General features: G+C 69.7%; 16 protein-coding genes and 1 pseudogene. 4 read left to right on the forward strand and 13 right to left on the reverse strand.

The window, feature by feature from the left end; translation table 11 throughout:
- Positions 1 to 5: 5 nt before the first annotated feature.
- Positions 6 to 1,265, reverse strand: coding sequence for an MFS transporter (locus ACVHNB_RS27795; RefSeq protein WP_428955819.1), 1,260 nt, complete (start codon positions 1,263 to 1,265; stop codon positions 6 to 8).
- Between the two features lie 120 nt (positions 1,266 to 1,385).
- Here ACVHNB_RS27795 and ACVHNB_RS27800 point away from each other — a divergent pair, with 120 nt between their 5' ends.
- Positions 1,386 to 2,426 (forward strand): LacI family DNA-binding transcriptional regulator, encoded by a 1,041-nt coding sequence (locus ACVHNB_RS27800; RefSeq protein WP_428955818.1) that lies wholly within the window; start codon positions 1,386 to 1,388, stop codon positions 2,424 to 2,426.
- Positions 2,427 to 2,486: 60 nt separating this feature from the next.
- Here the strand turns inward: ACVHNB_RS27800 and prcA are convergent, their stop codons facing one another.
- The 6 genes and pseudogenes from prcA to arc all read right to left on the reverse strand — a co-directional run bounded on the left by prcA (position 2,487) and on the right by arc (position 8,232).
- Complete coding sequence (gene prcA, locus ACVHNB_RS27805; RefSeq protein ID WP_428955817.1) at positions 2,487 to 3,251, reverse strand: proteasome subunit alpha; 765 nt, start codon at positions 3,249 to 3,251, stop codon at positions 2,487 to 2,489.
- 61 nt (positions 3,252 to 3,312) lie between these two features.
- Complete coding sequence (prcB, locus tag ACVHNB_RS27810; protein WP_428955816.1) at positions 3,313 to 4,158, reverse strand: proteasome subunit beta; 846 nt, start codon at positions 4,156 to 4,158, stop codon at positions 3,313 to 3,315.
- Positions 4,110 to 4,256: pseudogene (locus tag ACVHNB_RS27815) on the reverse strand (endonuclease domain-containing protein); the annotation flags it as partial. The gene prcB and the pseudogene ACVHNB_RS27815, both read right to left, overlap by 49 nt.
- A gap of 58 nt (positions 4,257 to 4,314) precedes the next feature.
- Positions 4,315 to 4,533: a ubiquitin-like protein Pup gene (locus ACVHNB_RS27820; RefSeq protein WP_037739193.1), complete on the reverse strand. Its 219-nt coding sequence runs from the start codon at positions 4,531 to 4,533 to the stop codon at positions 4,315 to 4,317.
- 163 nt (positions 4,534 to 4,696) lie between these two features.
- Positions 4,697 to 6,208, reverse strand: coding sequence for a depupylase/deamidase Dop (gene dop / locus ACVHNB_RS27825; RefSeq protein WP_428955815.1), 1,512 nt, complete (start codon positions 6,206 to 6,208; stop codon positions 4,697 to 4,699).
- Between the two features lie 257 nt (positions 6,209 to 6,465).
- Positions 6,466 to 8,232, reverse strand: coding sequence for a proteasome ATPase (gene arc, locus ACVHNB_RS27830; RefSeq protein ID WP_428955814.1), 1,767 nt, complete (start codon positions 8,230 to 8,232; stop codon positions 6,466 to 6,468).
- 264 nt (positions 8,233 to 8,496) lie between these two features.
- On the opposite strand from arc, the gene ACVHNB_RS27835 reads away from it, so the two are divergent.
- Positions 8,497 to 8,811, forward strand: coding sequence for a ferredoxin (locus tag ACVHNB_RS27835; RefSeq protein WP_428955813.1), 315 nt, complete (start codon positions 8,497 to 8,499; stop codon positions 8,809 to 8,811).
- Between the two features lie 78 nt (positions 8,812 to 8,889).
- Here the strand turns inward: ACVHNB_RS27835 and ACVHNB_RS27840 are convergent, their stop codons facing one another.
- The 3 genes from ACVHNB_RS27840 to ACVHNB_RS27850 form a co-directional block, all read right to left on the reverse strand.
- A complete protein-coding gene (locus tag ACVHNB_RS27840; protein ID WP_456226160.1) occupies positions 8,890 to 9,465 on the reverse strand; it encodes a hypothetical protein in 576 nt (191 codons plus the stop codon).
- Positions 9,466 to 9,680: 215 nt separating this feature from the next.
- Positions 9,681 to 10,586, reverse strand: coding sequence for a tRNA (adenine-N1)-methyltransferase (locus ACVHNB_RS27845; RefSeq protein WP_428955811.1), 906 nt, complete (start codon positions 10,584 to 10,586; stop codon positions 9,681 to 9,683).
- Positions 10,587 to 10,632: 46 nt separating this feature from the next.
- Positions 10,633 to 12,105: a site-2 protease family protein gene (locus tag ACVHNB_RS27850; RefSeq protein WP_456226161.1), complete on the reverse strand. Its 1,473-nt coding sequence runs from the start codon at positions 12,103 to 12,105 to the stop codon at positions 10,633 to 10,635.
- A gap of 176 nt (positions 12,106 to 12,281) precedes the next feature.
- Here ACVHNB_RS27850 and ACVHNB_RS27855 point away from each other — a divergent pair, with 176 nt between their 5' ends.
- Together ACVHNB_RS27855 and ACVHNB_RS27860 are read left to right on the forward strand one after the other, a co-directional pair.
- The gene (locus ACVHNB_RS27855; RefSeq protein ID WP_428955809.1) at positions 12,282 to 13,157 is read left to right on the forward strand and encodes a RecB family exonuclease; all 876 of its coding nucleotides are present in this window, start codon (positions 12,282 to 12,284) and stop codon (positions 13,155 to 13,157) included.
- 38 nt (positions 13,158 to 13,195) lie between these two features.
- The gene (locus tag ACVHNB_RS27860; protein WP_428955808.1) at positions 13,196 to 13,867 is read left to right on the forward strand and encodes a response regulator; all 672 of its coding nucleotides are present in this window, start codon (positions 13,196 to 13,198) and stop codon (positions 13,865 to 13,867) included.
- A gap of 83 nt (positions 13,868 to 13,950) precedes the next feature.
- Here the strand turns inward: ACVHNB_RS27860 and ACVHNB_RS27865 are convergent, their stop codons facing one another.
- The 3 genes from ACVHNB_RS27865 to ACVHNB_RS27875 all read right to left on the reverse strand — a co-directional run bounded on the left by ACVHNB_RS27865 (position 13,951) and on the right by ACVHNB_RS27875 (position 18,269).
- Entirely contained in the window at positions 13,951 to 15,537 is a 1,587-nt protein-coding gene (locus ACVHNB_RS27865; RefSeq protein ID WP_428955807.1) for an ABC transporter substrate-binding protein, read from the reverse strand.
- 74 nt (positions 15,538 to 15,611) lie between these two features.
- Positions 15,612 to 17,219, reverse strand: coding sequence for an ABC transporter substrate-binding protein (locus tag ACVHNB_RS27870; protein WP_428955806.1), 1,608 nt, complete (start codon positions 17,217 to 17,219; stop codon positions 15,612 to 15,614).
- 354 nt (positions 17,220 to 17,573) lie between these two features.
- Positions 17,574 to 18,269 (reverse strand): HAD-IA family hydrolase, encoded by a 696-nt coding sequence (locus tag ACVHNB_RS27875; protein ID WP_456226162.1) that lies wholly within the window; start codon positions 18,267 to 18,269, stop codon positions 17,574 to 17,576.
- Positions 18,270 to 18,365 lie beyond the last annotated feature (96 nt).

Below are 18,365 nucleotides of genomic sequence, written 5' to 3' on the forward strand. Positions count from 1 at the left end.
GAACATTACGCCCGATCCCCCGAGCTGAAACGGGGTTCGGCAGCACGGTTTGGATCATTTTCCGACGCGAGCGCGACACGCCCGGACGTGCGCGGGACCGTGAGAACCCGGCCCATGGCCAGCAGCACGAGCAGCGCGACCGTCCCGGTGGCGGCCGGCACGGTGAAACCCCACCGGGTGCCGCCCCACTCGACGACCGGTCCCGCGACGGCCGTGCCCGCGCTGGCGCCGACCGTGAACGTCGTCACGAGCCAGGAGAACGCCTCCGTCACCGTCCCCCGCGGCGCGTGCCGGTCGACGACGATGAACGCGCAGGCGATGCACGGCGCGAGGAAGACCCCGGCGACCGCCGTGAGCGCCACCATCGCCGCCGGTCCGGGCATCAGCGTCAACGGGACGTAGAACAGGGCGAGAAGAGCCACCAGCACCCGAAGCCGCGCCTCCGGGGCGCCGCCCCACTGCCGGGCGCCGTACGCGGTGCCGCCCACCAGGGCGCCGAGCCCCAGCGCCGCCATCATCCAGCCGTAGGTGGCGTCCCCGCCGTTCCCGTCCGCGTACGAGACGCCGGCCACGGTGATCGAGCCGAGTGCGAGCCCGATGAACAGGAAGGCGGCGAGCAGGACGAGCAGGCCCGGCGAGCGCAGGGCGCCCAGCCAGTGCGCCTCGCGCGGCGCCGAACGCCACTCCCGCGAGGGCTTGGACAGCACGACCGACAGCGCCCCCAGCACACCGATCACGTTCAGGACGAGCAGGGCGGCCTGCGCGGACCACAGCGAGACGCAGACGGTCACCAGCAACGGGCCGACGGTGAACATGACCTCCTGGGCGATCGCGTCCATCGCGTACGCGGTGTGCACCTGCTCCTCGCGCGACAGCACGCTCGGCCAGAGCGCCCGCAGGCCGCCCTCCAGCGGCGGCGTGAGCAGACCCGCGACGGCGACGGCGCCGTACGCCAGCGGCAGCGAGCCGGTCCCGGCGAAGGCGAACACGGCCGTCGCGAGGGCGGACGACAGCGCCGCGGGCAGCTGCACCTTCGGCTGGCCGTGCAGGTCGACGAGGCGGCCGAGCAGCGGCTGCCCGATCGCGTTGCCCACTCCGTAGACCGCCGCGAGCGCTCCGGAGAGGCTGTACGTGCCGCCCTCGTCGCGGATGAACAGGACGATGGCGATCGCCGCCGTGGCGTTCGGCAGCCGGCCCACCAGCGTGCCCGTGAGCAGCCGCATCGCGTGCCGCGCCCTGAGGATCTCCGCATATCCCGCGGCCATCGCCCCGCCCTCTGCTGAAGTTTTACGTATAACGTCGAGGGGTTATACGTACCACGCACGCCGTCCGGGGAGCCACCCGATAACGTCGAGCACCCGGGGACGAGACACACGGAGGCAGCAGTGAGCAGCGGTACGGACGGGCCGGCGACCACCCGCCCCACCAGCCGGGACGTGGCCCGCGCCGCAGGCGTCTCGCAGGCCGCCGTCTCCCTGGTCATGGGCGACAAGTGGCGCGGCCGGGTCGCCGTGGCCACGGCCGAGCGGGTCCGGGCGGCGGCCCGGGAGCTGGGGTACCGCCCGAACCTCGCGGCCCGCAATCTCCGTCTCGGGCGCACCCGCACCGCCCTGCTCGTCGTGCCCGCGCTCACGAACGAGTTCTTCGCCGGCGTCTACACAGGAGCGGCCCGGGTCGCGGCCCGGCACGACTTCGGTGTCGTCCTCTACCCGTCGCCGGTCGGCGTCGGCCCGGCCCGCGATCCGTTCCCCTCCGCCCGCGCCGCCCTGGACGGCATCCTGGCCTCGTCCATGGCCGCCGACGCCGTCACCGCGCTGCGCGGCGACGACCTGCCCCTCGTCATGCTGGACAGCGATCCGGCCGGCAGCCTCGGCGCCGCGACGGTGAACCTGGACCTCACCGACGGCATCCGGCAGATCACGGACCATCTGCTGGAGCTCGGCCACCGCGACTTCCTGCACCTCGCCTCGGCGGTGCGGTCGTGGACCTTCGACGTGCGCGCCCGTGAACTGGCCGCCAGGACCGCCCGGTTGCCCGGCACCACGGTCCGTACCGTCCGTTCCGCCCTCACCGTCGAGGACGCCCTGGTCGCCACGGAGCGGGCCCTGCGCACCTCGGGCCTGGTCCGGCCCACCGCGATCGTCTGCGACGACGACAAGCTCGCGACGGGCGCCTACAAGGCCGCCCGGCGCATGGGGCTGCGCATCCCCGAGCAGCTCTCGGTCACCGGCTTCGACGATCTGTCGCTGGCCACCGCCGTCGAGCCCGAGCTGACCACGGTGCGGCTGCCGGCGGAGGAGTTCGGCGAGCGGGGCATGGCGGCGCTGCTCGCCGTCCTGGAGGGCCGTGAGCCCGAAACGGGCCCGCTGCCGGTCGAGTTGATCGTGCGCGGCTCGACGGCGCCGGCGCCGCCCGCCGAGGCGTGACATGCGTGTGCCCCGGCCGGTTCGGGAACCGGCCGGGGCACACGCACGACGAACCGGTGGCTACTCCTCGGTGGAGTCGTCGTCGGACACCGCGTCGGACGCGGCCTTCGACACCTCGGCGGCGCCCTCGGCCGTCAGCAGGCGCGACAGCTGCCGCCCCGCGATCCGCTTGAACTTGCGCTGCTGCGGCCGCGTACGGTCCAGCACCGCCACCTCGAGACGCTCCGCGGGGATCTCCCGCTCGCTGCCGTTCGTGTCGCGCGACAGCGCCTGCACGGCCAGCTTCAGCGCCTCGGACAGCGACATGCCGTCCTGGTGGCGCTGGTCGAGATAGCCGCTGATCTGCTCGGCGTTGCCGCCGACCGCCACCGAGCCGTGCTCGTCGACGATCGACCCGTCGTGCGGCAGGCGGTAGATCTGGTCGCCCTCGGCGGACTCACCGACCTCCGCGACGACCAGCTCCACCTCGTAGGGCTTCTCACCCGCACTGGAGAAGATGGTGCCCAGCGTCTGCGCGTACACGTTCGCCAGACCACGGGCCGTCACATCGTCACGGTCGTACGTGTAGCCGCGCAGATCCGCGTAGCGCACGCCGCCGATACGGAGGTTCTCGTACTCGTTGTACTTGCCGGCGGCCGCGAAGCCGATCCGGTCGTAGATCTCGCTGAACTTGTGCAGGGCACGGGACGGGTTCTCGCCGACGAACACGATGCCGTCGGCGTACTGCAGCACGACCAGGCTGCGACCGCGGGCGATGCCCTTGCGCGCGTATTCCGCGCGGTCGGCCATCGCCTGCTGGGGTGAGACATAGAACGGCGTCGACACCGGCTATCCGTCCCTTTCTGTCAGTAACGCGTCAGTGGGGCAAGAAGAGCGAACAGTCAGCTCACAGCAGCGCGGCGCGCGGCCCGTCCGGCTGTTCCAGACGCCGCTCGAGGATCGAGCGGGCGATCTCCGACGACTCGTCGTCCGTCAGACGACGGAACCCGTCCTCCGAGATCACCGTGACGATCGGGAAGATCCGCCGGGCCATGTCCGGACCACCCGTCGCCGAGTCGTCGTCGGCCGCGTCGTACAGCGCCTGCACGACCAGCGTCGTGGCCTGCTCCTCCGTCAGATCCTCGCGGTAGAGCTTCTTCATCGCCCCGCGCGCGAAGACCGAGCCGGAACCGGTGGCGGCGTAGCCGTGCTCCTCACTGCGCCCGCCCGTGACGTCGTACGAGAAGATGCGGCCCTTCTCGCGGTCGACGTCGTACCCGGCGAACAGCGGCACCACGGCCAGCCCCTGCATCGCCATGCCGAGGTTCGACCGGATCATCGTGGACAGCCGGTTCGCCTTGCCCTCCAGCGACAGCTGGGCACCCTCGACCTTCTCGAAGTGCTCCAGCTCCAGCTGGAAGAGCTTGACCATCTCGACGGCCAGACCGGCGGTGCCGGCGATGCCGACGGCCGAGTACTCGTCCGCCGGGAAGACCTTCTCGATGTCGCGCTGCGCGATCACATTCCCCATCGTGGCCCGCCGGTCACCGGCGAGCACCACGCCTCCGGGGAACGTCACGGAGACGATGGTCGTGCCGTGCGGGGCTTCGATGACGCCCTGCGTCGGCGGCAACTGCCGGTTGCCGGGCAGCATTTCGGGCTGGTGCTCGGACAGGAAGTCCATGAAGGACGACGATCCCGGCGTCAGGAAGGCTGCCGGTAGACGCCCGGTGCTACGAGGGTTGGCTTCCACGCGTTTCCTTCCACGTAAATGCAGTTGAAGCACAGTACGCCACGGACCCTACCCGTCTCGTGGCGGTGATCCACCTGTGCGGCCGGAGCCGTGCGACAACGCTGCGCGGGCTCCGGCACGCACCGGAGGAACCTTCGGGCCGCAGGCCGAGGTGACCTACTGGCCGCCCTTCTGCACGAAGGAACGCACGAAGTCCTCGGCGTTCTCCTCGAGGACGTCGTCGATCTCGTCCAGAACCGAGTCGACGTCGTCGCTCAGCTTCTCCTGGCGCTCCTTGAGGTCGTCGGTCGCCTGCGCGTCCTGCGCCTGCTCCTCGACCTCCTCGGTGGAACGCGTCGCCTTCTGCTGTCCGCCGCCGGTGTCCTTGGTCGCCATATCCAGCTCACCCCGCTCGGTTCGACATTCACGTCGTACAGGTCGTTCGTGATCAGAACCCTACAAGTCGGGTCCGACATCGGCCTCGCACTTTGTGCAACGTGCTCGGCCCACCTCTGTGATTCCCCTGCCGCCGACTTTTCAGCCGTGGATCAGGCGCCGATCAGCCGCCGGACAGCACGCGCACCAGATCTTCGGCCGTCCGGCACCGGTCGAGCAGCTCCTTCACGTGATTTCGCGTTCCGCGAAGGGGTTCGAGGGTTGGGACCCGTTGCAGTGAGTCACGGCCGGGCAGGTCGAAGATCACCGAGTCCCAGGAGGCCGCGGCGACGTCGTCCGCGTACTGCTCCAGGCAGCGCCCGCGGAAGTAGGCCCGAGTGTCCTCCGGCGGCTTCGTACGGGCCCGCTCGACCTCGCCCTCGTCCAGCAGGCGCTTCATCTTGCCGCGGGCCGCGAGACGGTTGTACAGGCCCTTCTCGGCCCGTACGTCGGCGTACTGCAGGTCGACGAGGTGCAGCCGGGCCGCGTCCCAGTCCAGGTCGTCGCGCCGGCGGTAGCCCTCCATGAGCTCGCGCTTGGCGACCCAGTCCAGCTCGCCGGAGAGGCTCATGGGGTCGCTCTCCAGGCGGCCCAGGACGTCCTCCCAGCGGGTGAGGACGTCCTTGGTCTGGTCGTCCGCGTCGGCGCCGAAGCGCTCCTCGACGTACTTCCTGGCGAGCTCGTAGTACTCCATCTGGAGCTGGACCGCGGTGAGCGTACGGCCGCTACGGAGCGTGATCAGATGCTGGAGGGTCGGGTCGTGGGAGACCTGGTGGAGGGTGCGGACCGGCTGGTCCACGGCCAGGTCCACCGCGATGAAGCCGTCCTCGATCATGGAGAGGACCAGAGAGGTGGTGCCGAGCTTCAGGTACGTCGAGATCTCGGAGAGGTTCGCGTCGCCGATGATCACGTGGAGCCGGCGGTACTTCTCGGCGTCCGAGTGCGGCTCGTCGCGGGTGTTGATGATCGGGCGCTTGAGCGTGGTCTCCAGGCCGACCTCGACCTCGAAGTAGTCCGCGCGCTGGCTGAGCTGAAAGCCGTGCTCGTGCCCGTCCTGACCGAGGCCGACGCGGCCCGCTCCGGTGACGACCTGACGGGAGACGAAGAAGGGCGTCAGGTGGCGCACGATGTCCGAGAAGGGGGTCTCCCGCTTCATCAGATAGTTCTCGTGCGTGCCGTAGGAGGCGCCCTTGTTGTCGGTGTTGTTCTTGTAGAGGTGGATCGGCTGGGCGCCGGGAAGCTGGGCGGCCCGCTCGGCGGCCTCGGCCATGATGCGCTCGCCGGCCTTGTCCCACAGGACGGCGTCCCGGGGGTTGGTGACCTCCGGGGAGCTGTACTCGGGGTGTGCGTGGTCGACGTAGAGGCGCGCGCCGTTGGTGAGGATGACATTGGCCAGGCCGATGTCCTCGTCGGTGAGCTGGCTGGAGTCGGCGGCCTCCCGCGCGAGGTCGAAGCCCCGGGCGTCGCGCAGCGGGTTCTCTTCCTCGAAGTCCCAGCGGGCGCGGCGGGCCCGGTGCATCGCCGCCGCGTACGCGTTGACGATCTGGGACGAGGTGAGCATGGCATTGGCATTGGGGTGGCCGGGGACGGAGATCCCGTACTCCGTCTCGATGCCCATTACTCGCCGTACGGTCATGCGGCCCTCCTTGCCCGGCGGCGCCCTCGGTCGGGGGCGGCGCTCAAGTACCGCTGGTTCTCCGGTGCGCGTGCGGTGCCCGTCCCCGCACGGCGCGACTCGGCGGTATTGAAGAGCCTAGAACGCCTCTGCGCTGGTGGGGAGATCATTTGCGTCATTGCTTCGCTCCGACGTCGAGCGGGTGGCCGCGTGGTAGTTGCCCGGAAAAACAGTGGGCTGCGGGTGCCCGGTCCGGGCACCCGCAGCCACCCTGTCATTTACAGGTACTGACCGGTGTTCGCCACCGTGTCGATGGAGCGTCCGGTGTCCGCGCCCTGCTTTCCGGTGACGAGCGTACGGATGTAGACGATCCGCTCGCCCTTCTTTCCGGAGATCCTGGCCCAGTCGTCCGGGTTGGTGGTGTTCGGCAGGTCCTCGTTCTCCTTGAACTCGTCGATGCAAGCCTGGAGGAGATGAGAGACCCTGAGGCCCTTCTGGTTCTGCTCGAGGAAGGCCTTGATGGCCATCTTCTTGGCGCGGCCGACGATGTTCTCGATCATTGCGCCGGAGTTGAAGTCCTTGAAGTACAGGACTTCCTTGTCGCCATTGGCGTACGTGACTTCCAGGAAGCGGTTTTCCTCGGATTCCGCGTACATGTGCTCCACGGCGGTCTGGATCATGCCGTGGACCGTGGCCACCTTGTCGCCGCTGTGCTCGCCGACGTCGTCGGTGTGCAGCGGCAGACGGTCGGTGAGGTACTTCCCGAAGATGTCCTTGGCCGCCTCGGCGTCCGGGCGCTCGATCTTGATCTTCACGTCGAGTCGTCCGGGGCGCAGAATGGCCGGGTCGATCATGTCCTCACGGTTCGAGGCACCGATCACGACCACGTTCTGCAGGCCCTCCACGCCGTCGATCTCGGCGAGCAGCTGCGGGACGATGGTGTTCTCCACGTCCGAGCTGACACCGGAGCCACGGGTGCGGAACAGGGACTCCATCTCGTCGAAGAAGACGATGACGGGCGTGCCCTCGCTGGCCTTCTCGCGGGCACGCTGGAAGACGAGGCGGATCTGCCGCTCGGTCTCACCGACGTACTTGTTGAGAAGCTCAGGACCCTTGATGTTCAGGAAGAAGCTCTTGCCCTGGCCCTGTCCGGTCACCTCGGCGACCTTCTTGGCGAGCGAGTTCGCGACTGCCTTGGCGATCAGGGTCTTGCCGCATCCGGGGGGCCCGTACAGCAGGACACCCTTGGGCGGCCGCAGTTCGTGCTCCCTGTAGAGGTCCGGGTAGAGGTAGGGCAGCTCGACCGCGTCGCGGATCAGCTCGATCTGGTTGCCCAGGCCGCCGATCTGCTCGTAGCCGATGTCCGGGACCTCTTCGAGGACGAGTTCCTCTACTTCGCTCTTCGGTACGACTTCGTAGACATAGCCGGAACGGGGCTCGAGAAGCAGCGCGTCACCGGGGCGGATGACGACGTCGAGCAGCGGCTCGGCGAGCCGTACCACCCGTTCCTCGTCGGTGTGCCCGGTCACGAGGGCTCGCTCGCCGTCCTCGAGGATCTCCTTGAGGGTGACGATGTCGCCGACGCTCTCGAACTCCATGGCCTCGACCACGTTGAGCGCTTCGTTGAGCATTACTTCCTGGCCGCGCCGTAGCTCTTCGAGCTCGACGCTGGGGCTCACGTTCACCCGGAGCTTGCGGCCGCCGGTGAAGATGTCGGCGGTGCCGTCCTCGTTCGCGACGAGGAAGACTCCGAAGCCGGCCGGCGGCTGCGCGAGCCGGTCGACCTCTTCCTTGAGGGCCACGATCTGGTCGCGGGCCTCGCGGAGTGTGTTGGCGAGCCGCTCGTTCTGCGCGGACACGCCGGCCAGGTTGGTCTGCAGCTCGACGATCCGCTCTTCGAGAATCCTCGTATGACGCGGAGAGTCGGCGAGCTTGCGCCGCAGGACGGCGATTTCCTGCTCGAGATAGGCAATCTGCCCGGCGGGGTCGTCGGACCCTCGTCCCGGGCGGATGCCGCGGTTGATGTCGTCGTCGTGGGCTGCCACGGTCCTCACCTCCTCCAAGGGGAGCTGGACGCTTCCAGACCCTACCTGGGTGGGTGTTGATTGAAACCCCTAGATCACAAAGACGGTCGGGGTGTGTCCGATCTTCACCCTTGCGCTCTCCCTCACGCCAGGGGAATACCCACCCAACAACATCGGAAAGCGGGCGGTTGTAGGGTCGAAGTGTTCAACACCCGTCAGACCTGGCCCGACTTGCTTCTGCGAAGTCGGTTTTCCGGGGCCACGAGGCAGGAAACGGCAGGAGACATGACCGTGCAGCAAGAGGCCGGATCCGGCGCCGACAGCAGTGTTCCGCTGGAGGTGTGGATCGATCAGGACCTCTGCACCGGCGACGGGATCTGCGCCCAGTACGCTCCGGAGGTCTTCGAACTGGACATCGACGGTCTCGCGTATGTGAAGAGTGCGGACGACGAGCTGCTCCAGGACCCGGGCGCCTCAACGCCCGTACCGCTCCCGCTCCTCACCGATGTCGTGGCGTCGGCGAAGGAGTGCCCGGGTGATTGCATCCATGTGCGACGCGTTTCGGACAGCGTCGAGGTGTACGGACCCGACGCGGCGTGACGGCGCGCTGACCGTCCGGACGGACGACGAAGGCCCCGCGACCGGTGTTTCCGGTGTGCGGGGCCTTTTCGTGCCGGCTCAGACGCTGCTCGCGGCGGCCGGGGTGGAGCGGACGAACGCCCCGTTCCGCCACTGCCACTTGGCCTTGTCGTGGACGTCCGGGCGGTAGCGCGGGACCGCGTCGGAGGAGTAGCCGTCGAGGGTCGCGGTGACGGCTCCGTCGTGTACGCCGAGGGCGCTGACGGAGAACCGGTCCTTCGGGTCGACGAGCGTGGCGACGATCCGCGGCTCGGCCCCGGCGGGCTGGGTGAGGACGTAGACGCCGCTCGGCGGGGTGCCGGAACCGGCGTCGCAGCGGACGGCCGCGACCGTCTCGGGCCTGCCGTCGCCGTCGAGGTCGCCGGAGGCCTTCTTCTGCACCAGGACCTTGACCGGCCCGCAGTTGAGCGGGAAGTGGACCGCGGCCGGGTCCGGCGGGGCGACGGCCCGGGTCTTCGTGACGGTGGCCTTGGAGTCGGCCTGCGCCGCGGTGGCGGAGCCCGGCTGGAGGAAGCCGGAGGCCGCGACGACAGCGGCGAGCGCGGCCGCGGTGGCCAGCCAGTGGATGGGTCGGGTGGTGGTGTGCGCCAGTTCCGGGACGGCGGGTTGCTGCACTAGGAGCGTCTCCTGTGAGGGCTGTGCCGGTGGGGGTGGCCAGCATCGTGCCATACGTCACAGAGCAGGGGAACGCCGGGGTCCGGCGTTTCTGCGGTGGCTCCTGGAGGTGGTGCTGCCGCTGTGTCAACGAACGGACGCCGTCGCCCAGTTCCCGTACGGGGCGGGGAACTGGGCGACGGCGTCGATGCGTTGTGCGGTGGTACGTCCTCGGCTCAGCGGCCGCGGTTGCCGCCGTCGGCGTTGGGGCCGTCGTAGTCCTCGCCGTAGGCGCCCTTGGCGGGGCGGCGGCGGCGCATGGGCGGCTCGACGCCGTCCGCGAGGCGCCGGGCGGTGAGCAGGAAGCCCGTGTGGCCGATCATCCGGTGGTCGGGGCGGACGGCGAGGCCCTCCACGTGCCAGTTGCGGATCATCGACTCCCACGAGGTCGGCTCGTTGAAGCAGCCGATCTCGCGGATGGACTCGACGGTGCGGGCGAGCTGCGTGGTCGTGGCGACGTAGCAGCACAGGATGCCGCCGGGGACGAGCGCCTTCTTGACGACGTCGAGGCACTCCCAGGGGGCGAGCATGTCGAGGATGACGCGGTCGACGTCGCCGTCGGACAGGTTGTCCTGCAGGTCGCCGACGGTGAGCTGCCAGGCGGGGTGCGGGCCGCCGAAGTAGCGCTCGACGTTGCCCCTGGCGATCTCGGCGAAGTCCTCGCGGCGCTCGTACGAGTGCAGCATGCCCTCGTCGCCGATGGCGCGCAGCAGGAAGCTGCTGAGCGAGCCGGAGCCCACGCCCGCCTCGACGACGCGCGCGCCGGGGAAGATGTCGGCGAAGGCCAGGATCTGCCCCGCGTCCTTGGGGTAGACCACGGCGGCGCCGCGGGGCATGGACAGGACGTAGTCGGGGAGCAGGGGGCGCAGCGCGAGGTAGGCGACGTTTCCGGTGGTGCGGACAACGCTGCCCTCGGGAGCGCCGATCAGCTCGTCGTGCGGGAAGGAACCCTTGTGGGTGTGGAAGTTCTTCCCGTCCTCGAGCGTGAACGTGTAGTGGCGGCCCTTGGGGTCGGTCAGCTGTACCTGGTCCCCGACCTTGAAGGGCCCGCGTCGGCGGGCGGCACCGGTCGGTTCGGACATGTGACCAGCCTACCGGGCGCGGCGGGAGCCGCCGACCACACGGCGGTCAGCTGGGCCGGGCCATGGCCTTCACGAAGGCGCGCTCGACGTCCGCCGCGGAGAGGACGCCGTAGATCGCGCCGTCGTTCTCGACGACCAGGTACTCGGTCGCCGGGGCCGCGCGCAGGGTGTCGAGGAGCTCCTCCCCCGCCAGCTCGGCGGAGACCCGCATGCCGTCCGTGAGGTCCTGGGCGAGGCCGCTGACCGGGACCCAGGGGCGGCGGTGTTCGGGGATGCCGACGATGGCGGCCTCGCGGACCAGGGAGCGGGCCTCGCCGTCGGCGTCGACGACGACGAGGGCGCGGGCCCCGGACTCGTTGGCCCGGCGCAGGGCCTCGGAGAGCGGGGTCGCGGGCTCGACGGGGACGGCGCGGCGGGTGAGGGTGCGGGCGCGCAGTTCGGGCAGGTGTTCGCGCAGCCGGGCCATGCGCAGGCTGTTGCCGGCGCCGGTCCAGATGATCGCGGCGAGGATGGCGGCCAGGAGCGCGTCCATGACGGTGTCCATCCCGCCGACGTCCTCCGCGCCCTCGCCGAGCGCCCCGGACTGGGTGAGCAGCGGGAGGCCGATGAGGACGGTGATGGCGAGGGCGCGGCCGACCCAGGCGGCGGCGACGGTGCCGCTCATGGGCTTGCCGGTGATCTTCCAGACGACGGCGCGGAGCATCCGGCCGCCGTCGAGGGGCAGGCCGGGCAGCAGGTTGAACGCGGCGACGATGAGGTTGGAGACCATCAGGCCCGCCAGGAGGACGCCCGGGACGGTGCCCGGCTCGACGGCCATCATGCCGAGGTAGAAGACGCCGGCCAGGACCAGGGAGAGCAGCGGGCCGACGAAGGCCAGCACGAACTCGCGGCCGGGGGTCTCGGACTCCTTCTCGATCTCGGACACCCCGCCGAAGAACTGCAGCTGGATCCGGCGGACCGGGAGCTTGAAGCGCAGGGCGGCGACGGTGTGCGCGAGTTCGTGGACGAGGACGGAGGCGTAGAACGCGACCGCGAAGAAGAGGGAGACGAGGTAGCGGGCCGCGCCGAGTTCGGGCAGGACGCGGTCGAGCTGGCCGCCGAACACCCAGGTGATCAGGGCGGCGACGAGGAACCAGCTGGGCGCGACGTAGACCGGCACGCCGAAGGGGCGTCCCATGAGGATGCCGCCCCGGGGCTCGGGGGGCTTGGCCGGGCCCTTGCGCTTGCCGGAGGTGGCGGCGGCCCGGTCGGGGTGGCTGTCGTAGGGGTGTGCCGGGGCCTCGTCCTTGCGGGCGGGGTCCGCCGGTCCGGCCCCGGGTTTCCCGGCCGTGCCGGTGCCCGCCGGAGCGGAGTCCGCCGCGGGCTCCCGCGGCGGCGCCGGGTCCGTGCCGCCCGCGGCGGAGTCCGCCGGGGCGGATGGTGCGGCGTCGGGCCGGGTCTGTGCGGGATGCCCCCCGGTGTCCTCCGTGGGCGGCGTCGCCTCGTCGGTGCCGGACTGCGGCTGCCCGCTCTCGTCCACGGTGATCCCTCGGTCCCCTCGTTCGAAGCGTTTCCCGCCGGAGCGGGACGTTCTGGCGTCGATGGTATGCGGACGGTGTCCGATGGCCCCCGTCGACTCCCCCGGGCCACGCTACGCAAGACGCCTGCGACGCGCAGGTGCCTGACTGTCAGTGGCGGGCCGTATCGTCGTGGGTCATGGAGACCAGTACCGAGACGGGCCCCGAGCACGGCCCCGCCAAGGCCGCCGTCGCGCCGGCGTCGCTCTCGCCGTCGCGCGCGAGCGATTTCATGCAGTGCCCGTTGCTGTACCGGTTCCGGGTGATCGACAAGCTGCCGGAGAAGCCGAGCGAGGCGGCGACGCGGGGCACGCTGGTCCACGCCGTGCTGGAGAGACTCTTCGACGTGCCGGCCGGCGAGCGGACCGCGCCGCAGGCCAAGTCGCTGATCCCGGGCCAGTGGGACCGGCTGCGGGAGTCGAGGCCGGAGCTGGTCGAGCTGTTCGCCGACGATGCCGAGGGCGAGCGGATGACCCGGTGGCTCGGTGAGGCGGAGCGGCTCGTCGAGCGGTGGTTCACGCTGGAGGACCCGACCCGGCTGGAGCCCGCCGAGCGGGAGCTGTTCGTCGAGGCCGAGCTGGAGTCCGGGCTCAAGCTGCGCGGGATCATCGACCGGGTGGACGTGGCGCCCACCGGCGAGGTCCGGATCGTCGACTACAAGACGGGCAAGGCGCCCCGGCCCGAGTACGCCGAGGGCGCGCTGTTCCAGATGAAGTTCTACGCGCTGGTGGTGTGGCGGCTGAAGGGGGTCGTGCCGCGACGGCTGCAGCTCGTGTACCTGGGCAGCGGGGACGTGCTGACCTACGACCCGGTGATCGCCGACCTGGAGCGGGTGGAGCGCAAGCTGCACGCGTTGTGGGACGCGATCCAGCAGGCCACCGCGTCGGGTGAGTGGCGGCCGCGGCCGACGAAGTTGTGCGGTTGGTGCGACCACCAGGCCGTTTGCCCGGAATTCGGCGGGACTCCCCCGCCGTATCCGCTTCAGGTGAGGGTGGCCGGGTCCGGCGAGGTGTAGCAGGGCAGAATGGGGCCGGACTATCGAAGGAGAGTTTCGTGGCCATCCGCGTCCTACTGGTCGACGACCAGCCGCTGCTGCGCACCGGCTTCCGCATGATCCTGGAGGCCGAGCAGGACATCGCGGTCGTGGGTGAGGCCGGAGACGGCCTGCAGGCTCTCGATCAGGTCCGGGCCCTGCAGCCCGATGTGGTGCTCATGGACATCCGGATGCCCCGGATGGACGGTGTCGAGGCGACCCGGCAGATCACCGGCCCCGACCGGGACGGTCCGGCGAAGGTGCTCGTCCTGACGACCTTCGATCTCGACGAGTACGTGGTGGAGGCGCTGAAGGCGGGGGCCAGCGGCTTCCTCCTGAAGGACGCCCCGGCCAACGAGCTGGTGCAGGCGATCCGGGTGGTCGCCGCCGGCGAGGCGATGCTCGCGCCGAGCATCACGCGGCGGCTGCTGGACAAGTACGCGGACCATCTGCCGTCGGGCGACGAGCCGGTGCCGGACACCCTGCACACGCTGACCGAGCGTGAGGTCGAGGTGCTCAAGCTGGTGGCGCGCGGCTTGTCGAACGCGGAGATCGCCGCCGATCTGTTCGTGAGCGAGACGACCGTGAAGACCCATGTGGGCCATGTGCTCACGAAGTTGGGGCTGCGCGACCGGGTGCAGGCGGCCGTGTACGCGTACGAGAGCGGACTCGTCCGCCCCGGCGCCCAGTAGCCCCGCGGGTCACCCGCGACGTACGGCGAAGGCGGCGGTCACCCGGAGGTGGCCGCCGCCTTCGTGTCTGCCGGGCGGGACGGTCAGCCCTTGCTGATCTCCCAGAACCGGAACACGGTGGACGCGTCGAGGCAGTTCTCAAGGCCGTAGACGTTGTCGCGGGCGACGGCGTACTGCTTGGCCTGCCACACCGGCAGGATCGGCAGCTGCTCGGCGACGATGTCCTGGAGCTGCTCGTACTGCTTGGTGGTGGCGGAGCGGTCGCTCTGGGCGCCGGTGTCCGGGATGATCGCGTCGGTGATCGTCTTGTTGGTGTAGTTGTTGCCGAGGACGTTGCCCGCGCCGAAGAACGGCTGGGTGAAGTTGTCCGGGTCCGGGTAGTCGGGCACCCAGCCCTTGACGTAGACGCCGTACTTGCCGGACTTGATGTCCCGTTCGTACTGCGCGAATTCGACGGACTTCACGTCGGCGTCGAACAGACCGCTGGCGTTGAGCTGCTTGGCGATGGCCTTGAACTCGGCGTCGGTGGCCGGGCCGTAGCGCGACGGCGTGGACCAGAGGGTGAGCTTGACCTTGCCGGTGATGCCGGCACCGCGCAGCGCGGCCTGGGCCTTGCTCTGCGAGGGGCGGGCGCCGTAGGTGTCGAAGAACGCGGTGTTGTGGCCGCTGATGCCCGCCGGGATGATCGAGTACAGCGAGGTCGCGGTGTTGTCGTAGACCTCGTCGATGAGGGCGTCGCGGTCGATCAGGTAGGCCATCGCCTTGCGGACGGCGAGCTTGCCGACGACCGGGTCCTTCATGTTGAAGACGAGGTGCTGGACCTCGGCGCTGGTGCCCTCGACGACGTCGATGTCCTCGCTGCCCTTGCCGGTGGCCGCCTCGATGTCGGCGACGTCCTTGGCGGCGAGCCCGCGGTAGGTGAGGTCGACGTCGCCGTCGAGCAGGGACTTCTTCAGGCCCGCCTGGTCACCGTGGAAGAACCTCATGGTGACGCCGGTGTTCTTGACCTTGGCGGTGCCCCGGTACTTGTCGTTGACCGAGAAGACGGCCTGGTCCTTGCCGAACGAGTCGAGCTTGTACGGGCCCGAGCCGTCGGCCTTGCCGTCCGTGCGCAGGCGGTCGGCCGGGTACGCGGTGTGGTCGACGATCGAACCGGCGCCCGAGGCGATCTTGCTGGGGAAGGTCGCGTCGGCGTACTTGAGCTTGAAGACGACGGTGTCGGCGTCGGGCGTCTCCACCTTGTCCAGCATCGGGAACATGATGGCGGGACCGGCGTCGTCGTTGATCTTCATCATGCGGTCGAAGGAGAACTTGACGTCCTTCGACGTGAGCGCGTTGCCGTTGCTGAACTTCAGCCCCGAACGCAGGGTGCACGAGTAGACCTTGGTGGCCGTGTCGCTGAAGTGGCAGTCCTTGGCGGCCTCGGGCTGCGGCTCGGTGCCTCCGTTGGGGAAGCTGAGCAGCGACTGGAAGACGTTGTTGAACAGCAGCCACGAGCCCGGGTCGTAGCCGGACGCCGGGTCGGTCGCCTGGATGTCGTCGGACATCCCCATGACCACGGAGTCACCGGAGCCGGCCGAGCCGCCCTGGTCCGAGCCACAGCCGGTCAGCAGTGCCGCGGCGAGTCCCGCGCCGAGGGGCAGGGCCAACCACTGGTTGCGCTTTGTCACGTACGTGCCTTGTCGTCGGTCGTGCGATAAGGAGCGGGGCCGGCCGCGGCTTCGGGACCGGCCCCACGGTGAGCTCAGCCGCTGACGCCGCGGCCCAGCTCCCACAGCTGAAGGACGGAGGAGGCGGACAGCGCCCACTCCACGCCCGTGATGTCGTCGCGCGCGGCGACGTACTGCTTGCCCTGCCACAGCGGGAGCACCGGCACGTCGTCGGCGACGATGTCCTGGATCTGCTGGATGCTCTTGGACGCGGTGAGCCGGTCCGCCTCGCGGCGCTCGGCCGGGATCAGCTGGCCGCGGATGCGGCCGTTCGCGTACGGGGAGGCGAGGAAGTTGTCCTTGTCGAGGAACGGCGCGAGGAAGTTGTCGGCGTCCGGGAAGTCGGGGAACCAGCCGAGGCCGTAGACGTCGTACTTGCCCTTGAGCTGGGAGTCGCGGAACGTCTCCCACTTGTCGCCCTTGATGTCGACGTCGAACAGGCCGCTGTCGTTCAGCTGCTTCTGCAGGACCTCGAATTCCTTCTTGGTGCCCGAGCCGTAGTGGTCGGTCGTGTAGTGCAGGGTGACCTTGATCGGCGTGCTGATGTTCGCCCGGTTCAGCGTCGCCGCGGCCTTGGCCTTGTCCGGGTCGCCGTACTCGTTGAAGAACGAGTTCTGGTGGCCGGTGATGCCCGCGGGCACCAGCGAGTAGAGCGGCTCGGCGCTGGTGCCGTACACGCTGGACGCGAGCTCGCCGCGGTCCACGACCTCCGCCATGGCCTGGCGCACGGCCTTGCTCTTGACGCTGTCCGCAACGGTGTTGAAACCGAGGTAGCGGATCTCCATGCCCGGCATCTCGACCAGGTTGACGTTCTTGGGGGGCGTCGTCGAGTACTTGTTGATCTGCTCCGGCGACATGGTGCGCGTCATCAGGTCGATGTCGCCCTTCTCCAGCGCCGTGCCCATGGCGTCGGCGTCGGCGAAGGAGACCAGCTCCACCTTGTCGTTCTTCGGCTTCAACTGCCCCTTGTAGTTGGGGTTCTTGGTGAAGACGGTCTTGACGACGGCGTTGCCGTCGGTCTCGGCCTTCATCGTGTACGGGCCGGAGCCGTCCACGTCGAAGCCGTTGCGCAGCTTGCGCTTGTCGTAGTCGTCGGGGTTGACGATGCCGGCGGTGGGCGTGGCCAGCTTGTACGGGAAGGTGGCGTCCGGGGTGTTGAGGTGGAAGATCACCTTGCGGGCGCCCTGCGTCTCGATCGTGTCGATCGTGGAGAGCAGGCCGTACGAGGCGCTCTTGCTCTTGATGGTGCGGACCCGGTCGATGGAGTACTTCACGTCGGCGGCGGTGACCGGGTCGCCGCTGGCGAACTCCAGGTCCTTGCGCAGCGTGCAGACGTACCGCTCGCTGCCGGTGTCGGTGAAGATGCAGCTCTCGGCGGCCTCGGGCACCGGCTCGCCGCTGCCGCTGCGGGGCATCGCCATCAGCGTCTGCACGGTCTGGCGCAGCACGTTCCAGGACCCGGCGTCATAGGCGTACGCGGGGTCGAACGGGGCGGGTTCCTGCTTCGTCGCGACGAACCGGTCGGTGGTGCCCACGGCGATCCCGTCGCCGTCCGAACCCCCACTGTCGGACCCGCCGCACGCGGCGAGCACCGGGGCCAGCAGGCCGACGACGGCCGGCAGCACCAAAGTCTTGCGGTTCATGCTCGAAGTTCTCCAGAGCTGTTGATCCCGTGGGCCGGAACAGGGGTGGTGCACAGGGACACGGGAGGTTACGGCGATGTTCTCGCGACGACATTAATGGGCCCGCCGCGACGGTTCGCAGGCACTGGAGCCGGGCGCCCATCACGCTGCGGAACCAGGCGTGGACGCACCGAAAACACCTGAGGGGGAAGGTTCGGCACAGGGAGCGACCAATCAGGACACAAGGTCCCGACCGGGCGCACCCGAGGTGATGGCGCAGCACGGCGATCCGAACCTGTCGACCCTCCATCGAGTGGGAAAGGTCACATGGCCAACTGGATTGGCGGCTGCGGCGATTCAGCCACCCGGCAGCCGTCAGGGCGTCATCAGGCCATGCAGGAAAGGCAGGTTGACGTGCTCGAGGGACGACACGACGGTGCGCCGGTGGGCCGGCTCGATCGGAGCGACGGACGGGACGGCGACGACATGACAGCCCGCCGCCTCGGCGGCGGCGACGCCGGTGGCGGTGTCCTCGATGACGGCGCAGCGCCCGGGCTCGGCGCTCAGTCCGGAGGCGGCGAGCAGGTACGGGTCGGGGTGCGGCTTGGTGCGCGAGACCTCGTCGCCGGCGATGGTGAGGCGGAAGTTCTGTACGCCGAGCGACTGCAGGACACGGTCGATGATGCGCCGGTGCGAGGCGGAGACGAGCGCGGTGGGCACCTGGTGCGCGGCGAGCTCGGCGAGGAGTCTGGCGGCCCCGGGCATCAGCGGCAGCGACTGGCCGATGCGCCGCTCGAAGGCGTCGTTGAGCAGGACGGTCAGCTCGGGGACGGTGATGTCGGCGCCGGTCGCCTCGATGAGGAAGCCCGCGCTGCGGGTCATCGGACCACCGACGACCACCTGTTTCCAGGCCGGGTCGAGGGTGTGGCCGAGATCGGCGAAAACGGCGCTCTCGGCGTCCCACCAGAAGCCCTCGGTGTCGACGAGGGTTCCGTCCATGTCGAGGAGCACGGCCTGAAGGGTGGAGCCTTCGGCCGTTCGGGTACCGAGTGCGGGAACCGTACTGGTCATCCGTGGACACCTCCATGAGGGACGAGAAGGCCGGTCGCCCTCCTTGAGCGGGAGGGCGACCGGCCTGCGCTGGACCGACCAGTGTACGACTGCCGC

The organism is Streptomyces sp. YJ-C3, assembly GCF_053891275.1.

Coding starts and splice junctions, on each gene's coding strand:
- ACVHNB_RS27795 (WP_428955819.1), bottom strand. CDS start 1,265: ATGGCCGCGGGATATGCGGAGATCCTCAGGGCGCGGCACGCGATGCGG.
- ACVHNB_RS27820 (WP_037739193.1), bottom strand. CDS start 4,533: ATGGCGACCAAGGACACCGGCGGCGGACAGCAGAAGGCGACGCGTTCC.
- dop (WP_428955815.1), bottom strand. CDS start 6,208: ATGACCGTACGGCGAGTAATGGGCATCGAGACGGAGTACGGGATCTCC.
- ACVHNB_RS27835 (WP_428955813.1), top strand. CDS start 8,497: ATGACCGTGCAGCAAGAGGCCGGATCCGGCGCCGACAGCAGTGTTCCG.
- ACVHNB_RS27845 (WP_428955811.1), bottom strand. CDS start 10,586: ATGTCCGAACCGACCGGTGCCGCCCGCCGACGCGGGCCCTTCAAGGTC.
- ACVHNB_RS27855 (WP_428955809.1), top strand. CDS start 12,282: ATGGAGACCAGTACCGAGACGGGCCCCGAGCACGGCCCCGCCAAGGCC.
- ACVHNB_RS27870 (WP_428955806.1), bottom strand. CDS start 17,219: ATGAACCGCAAGACTTTGGTGCTGCCGGCCGTCGTCGGCCTGCTGGCC.
- ACVHNB_RS27875 (WP_456226162.1), bottom strand. CDS start 18,269: ATGACCAGTACGGTTCCCGCACTCGGTACCCGAACGGCCGAAGGCTCC.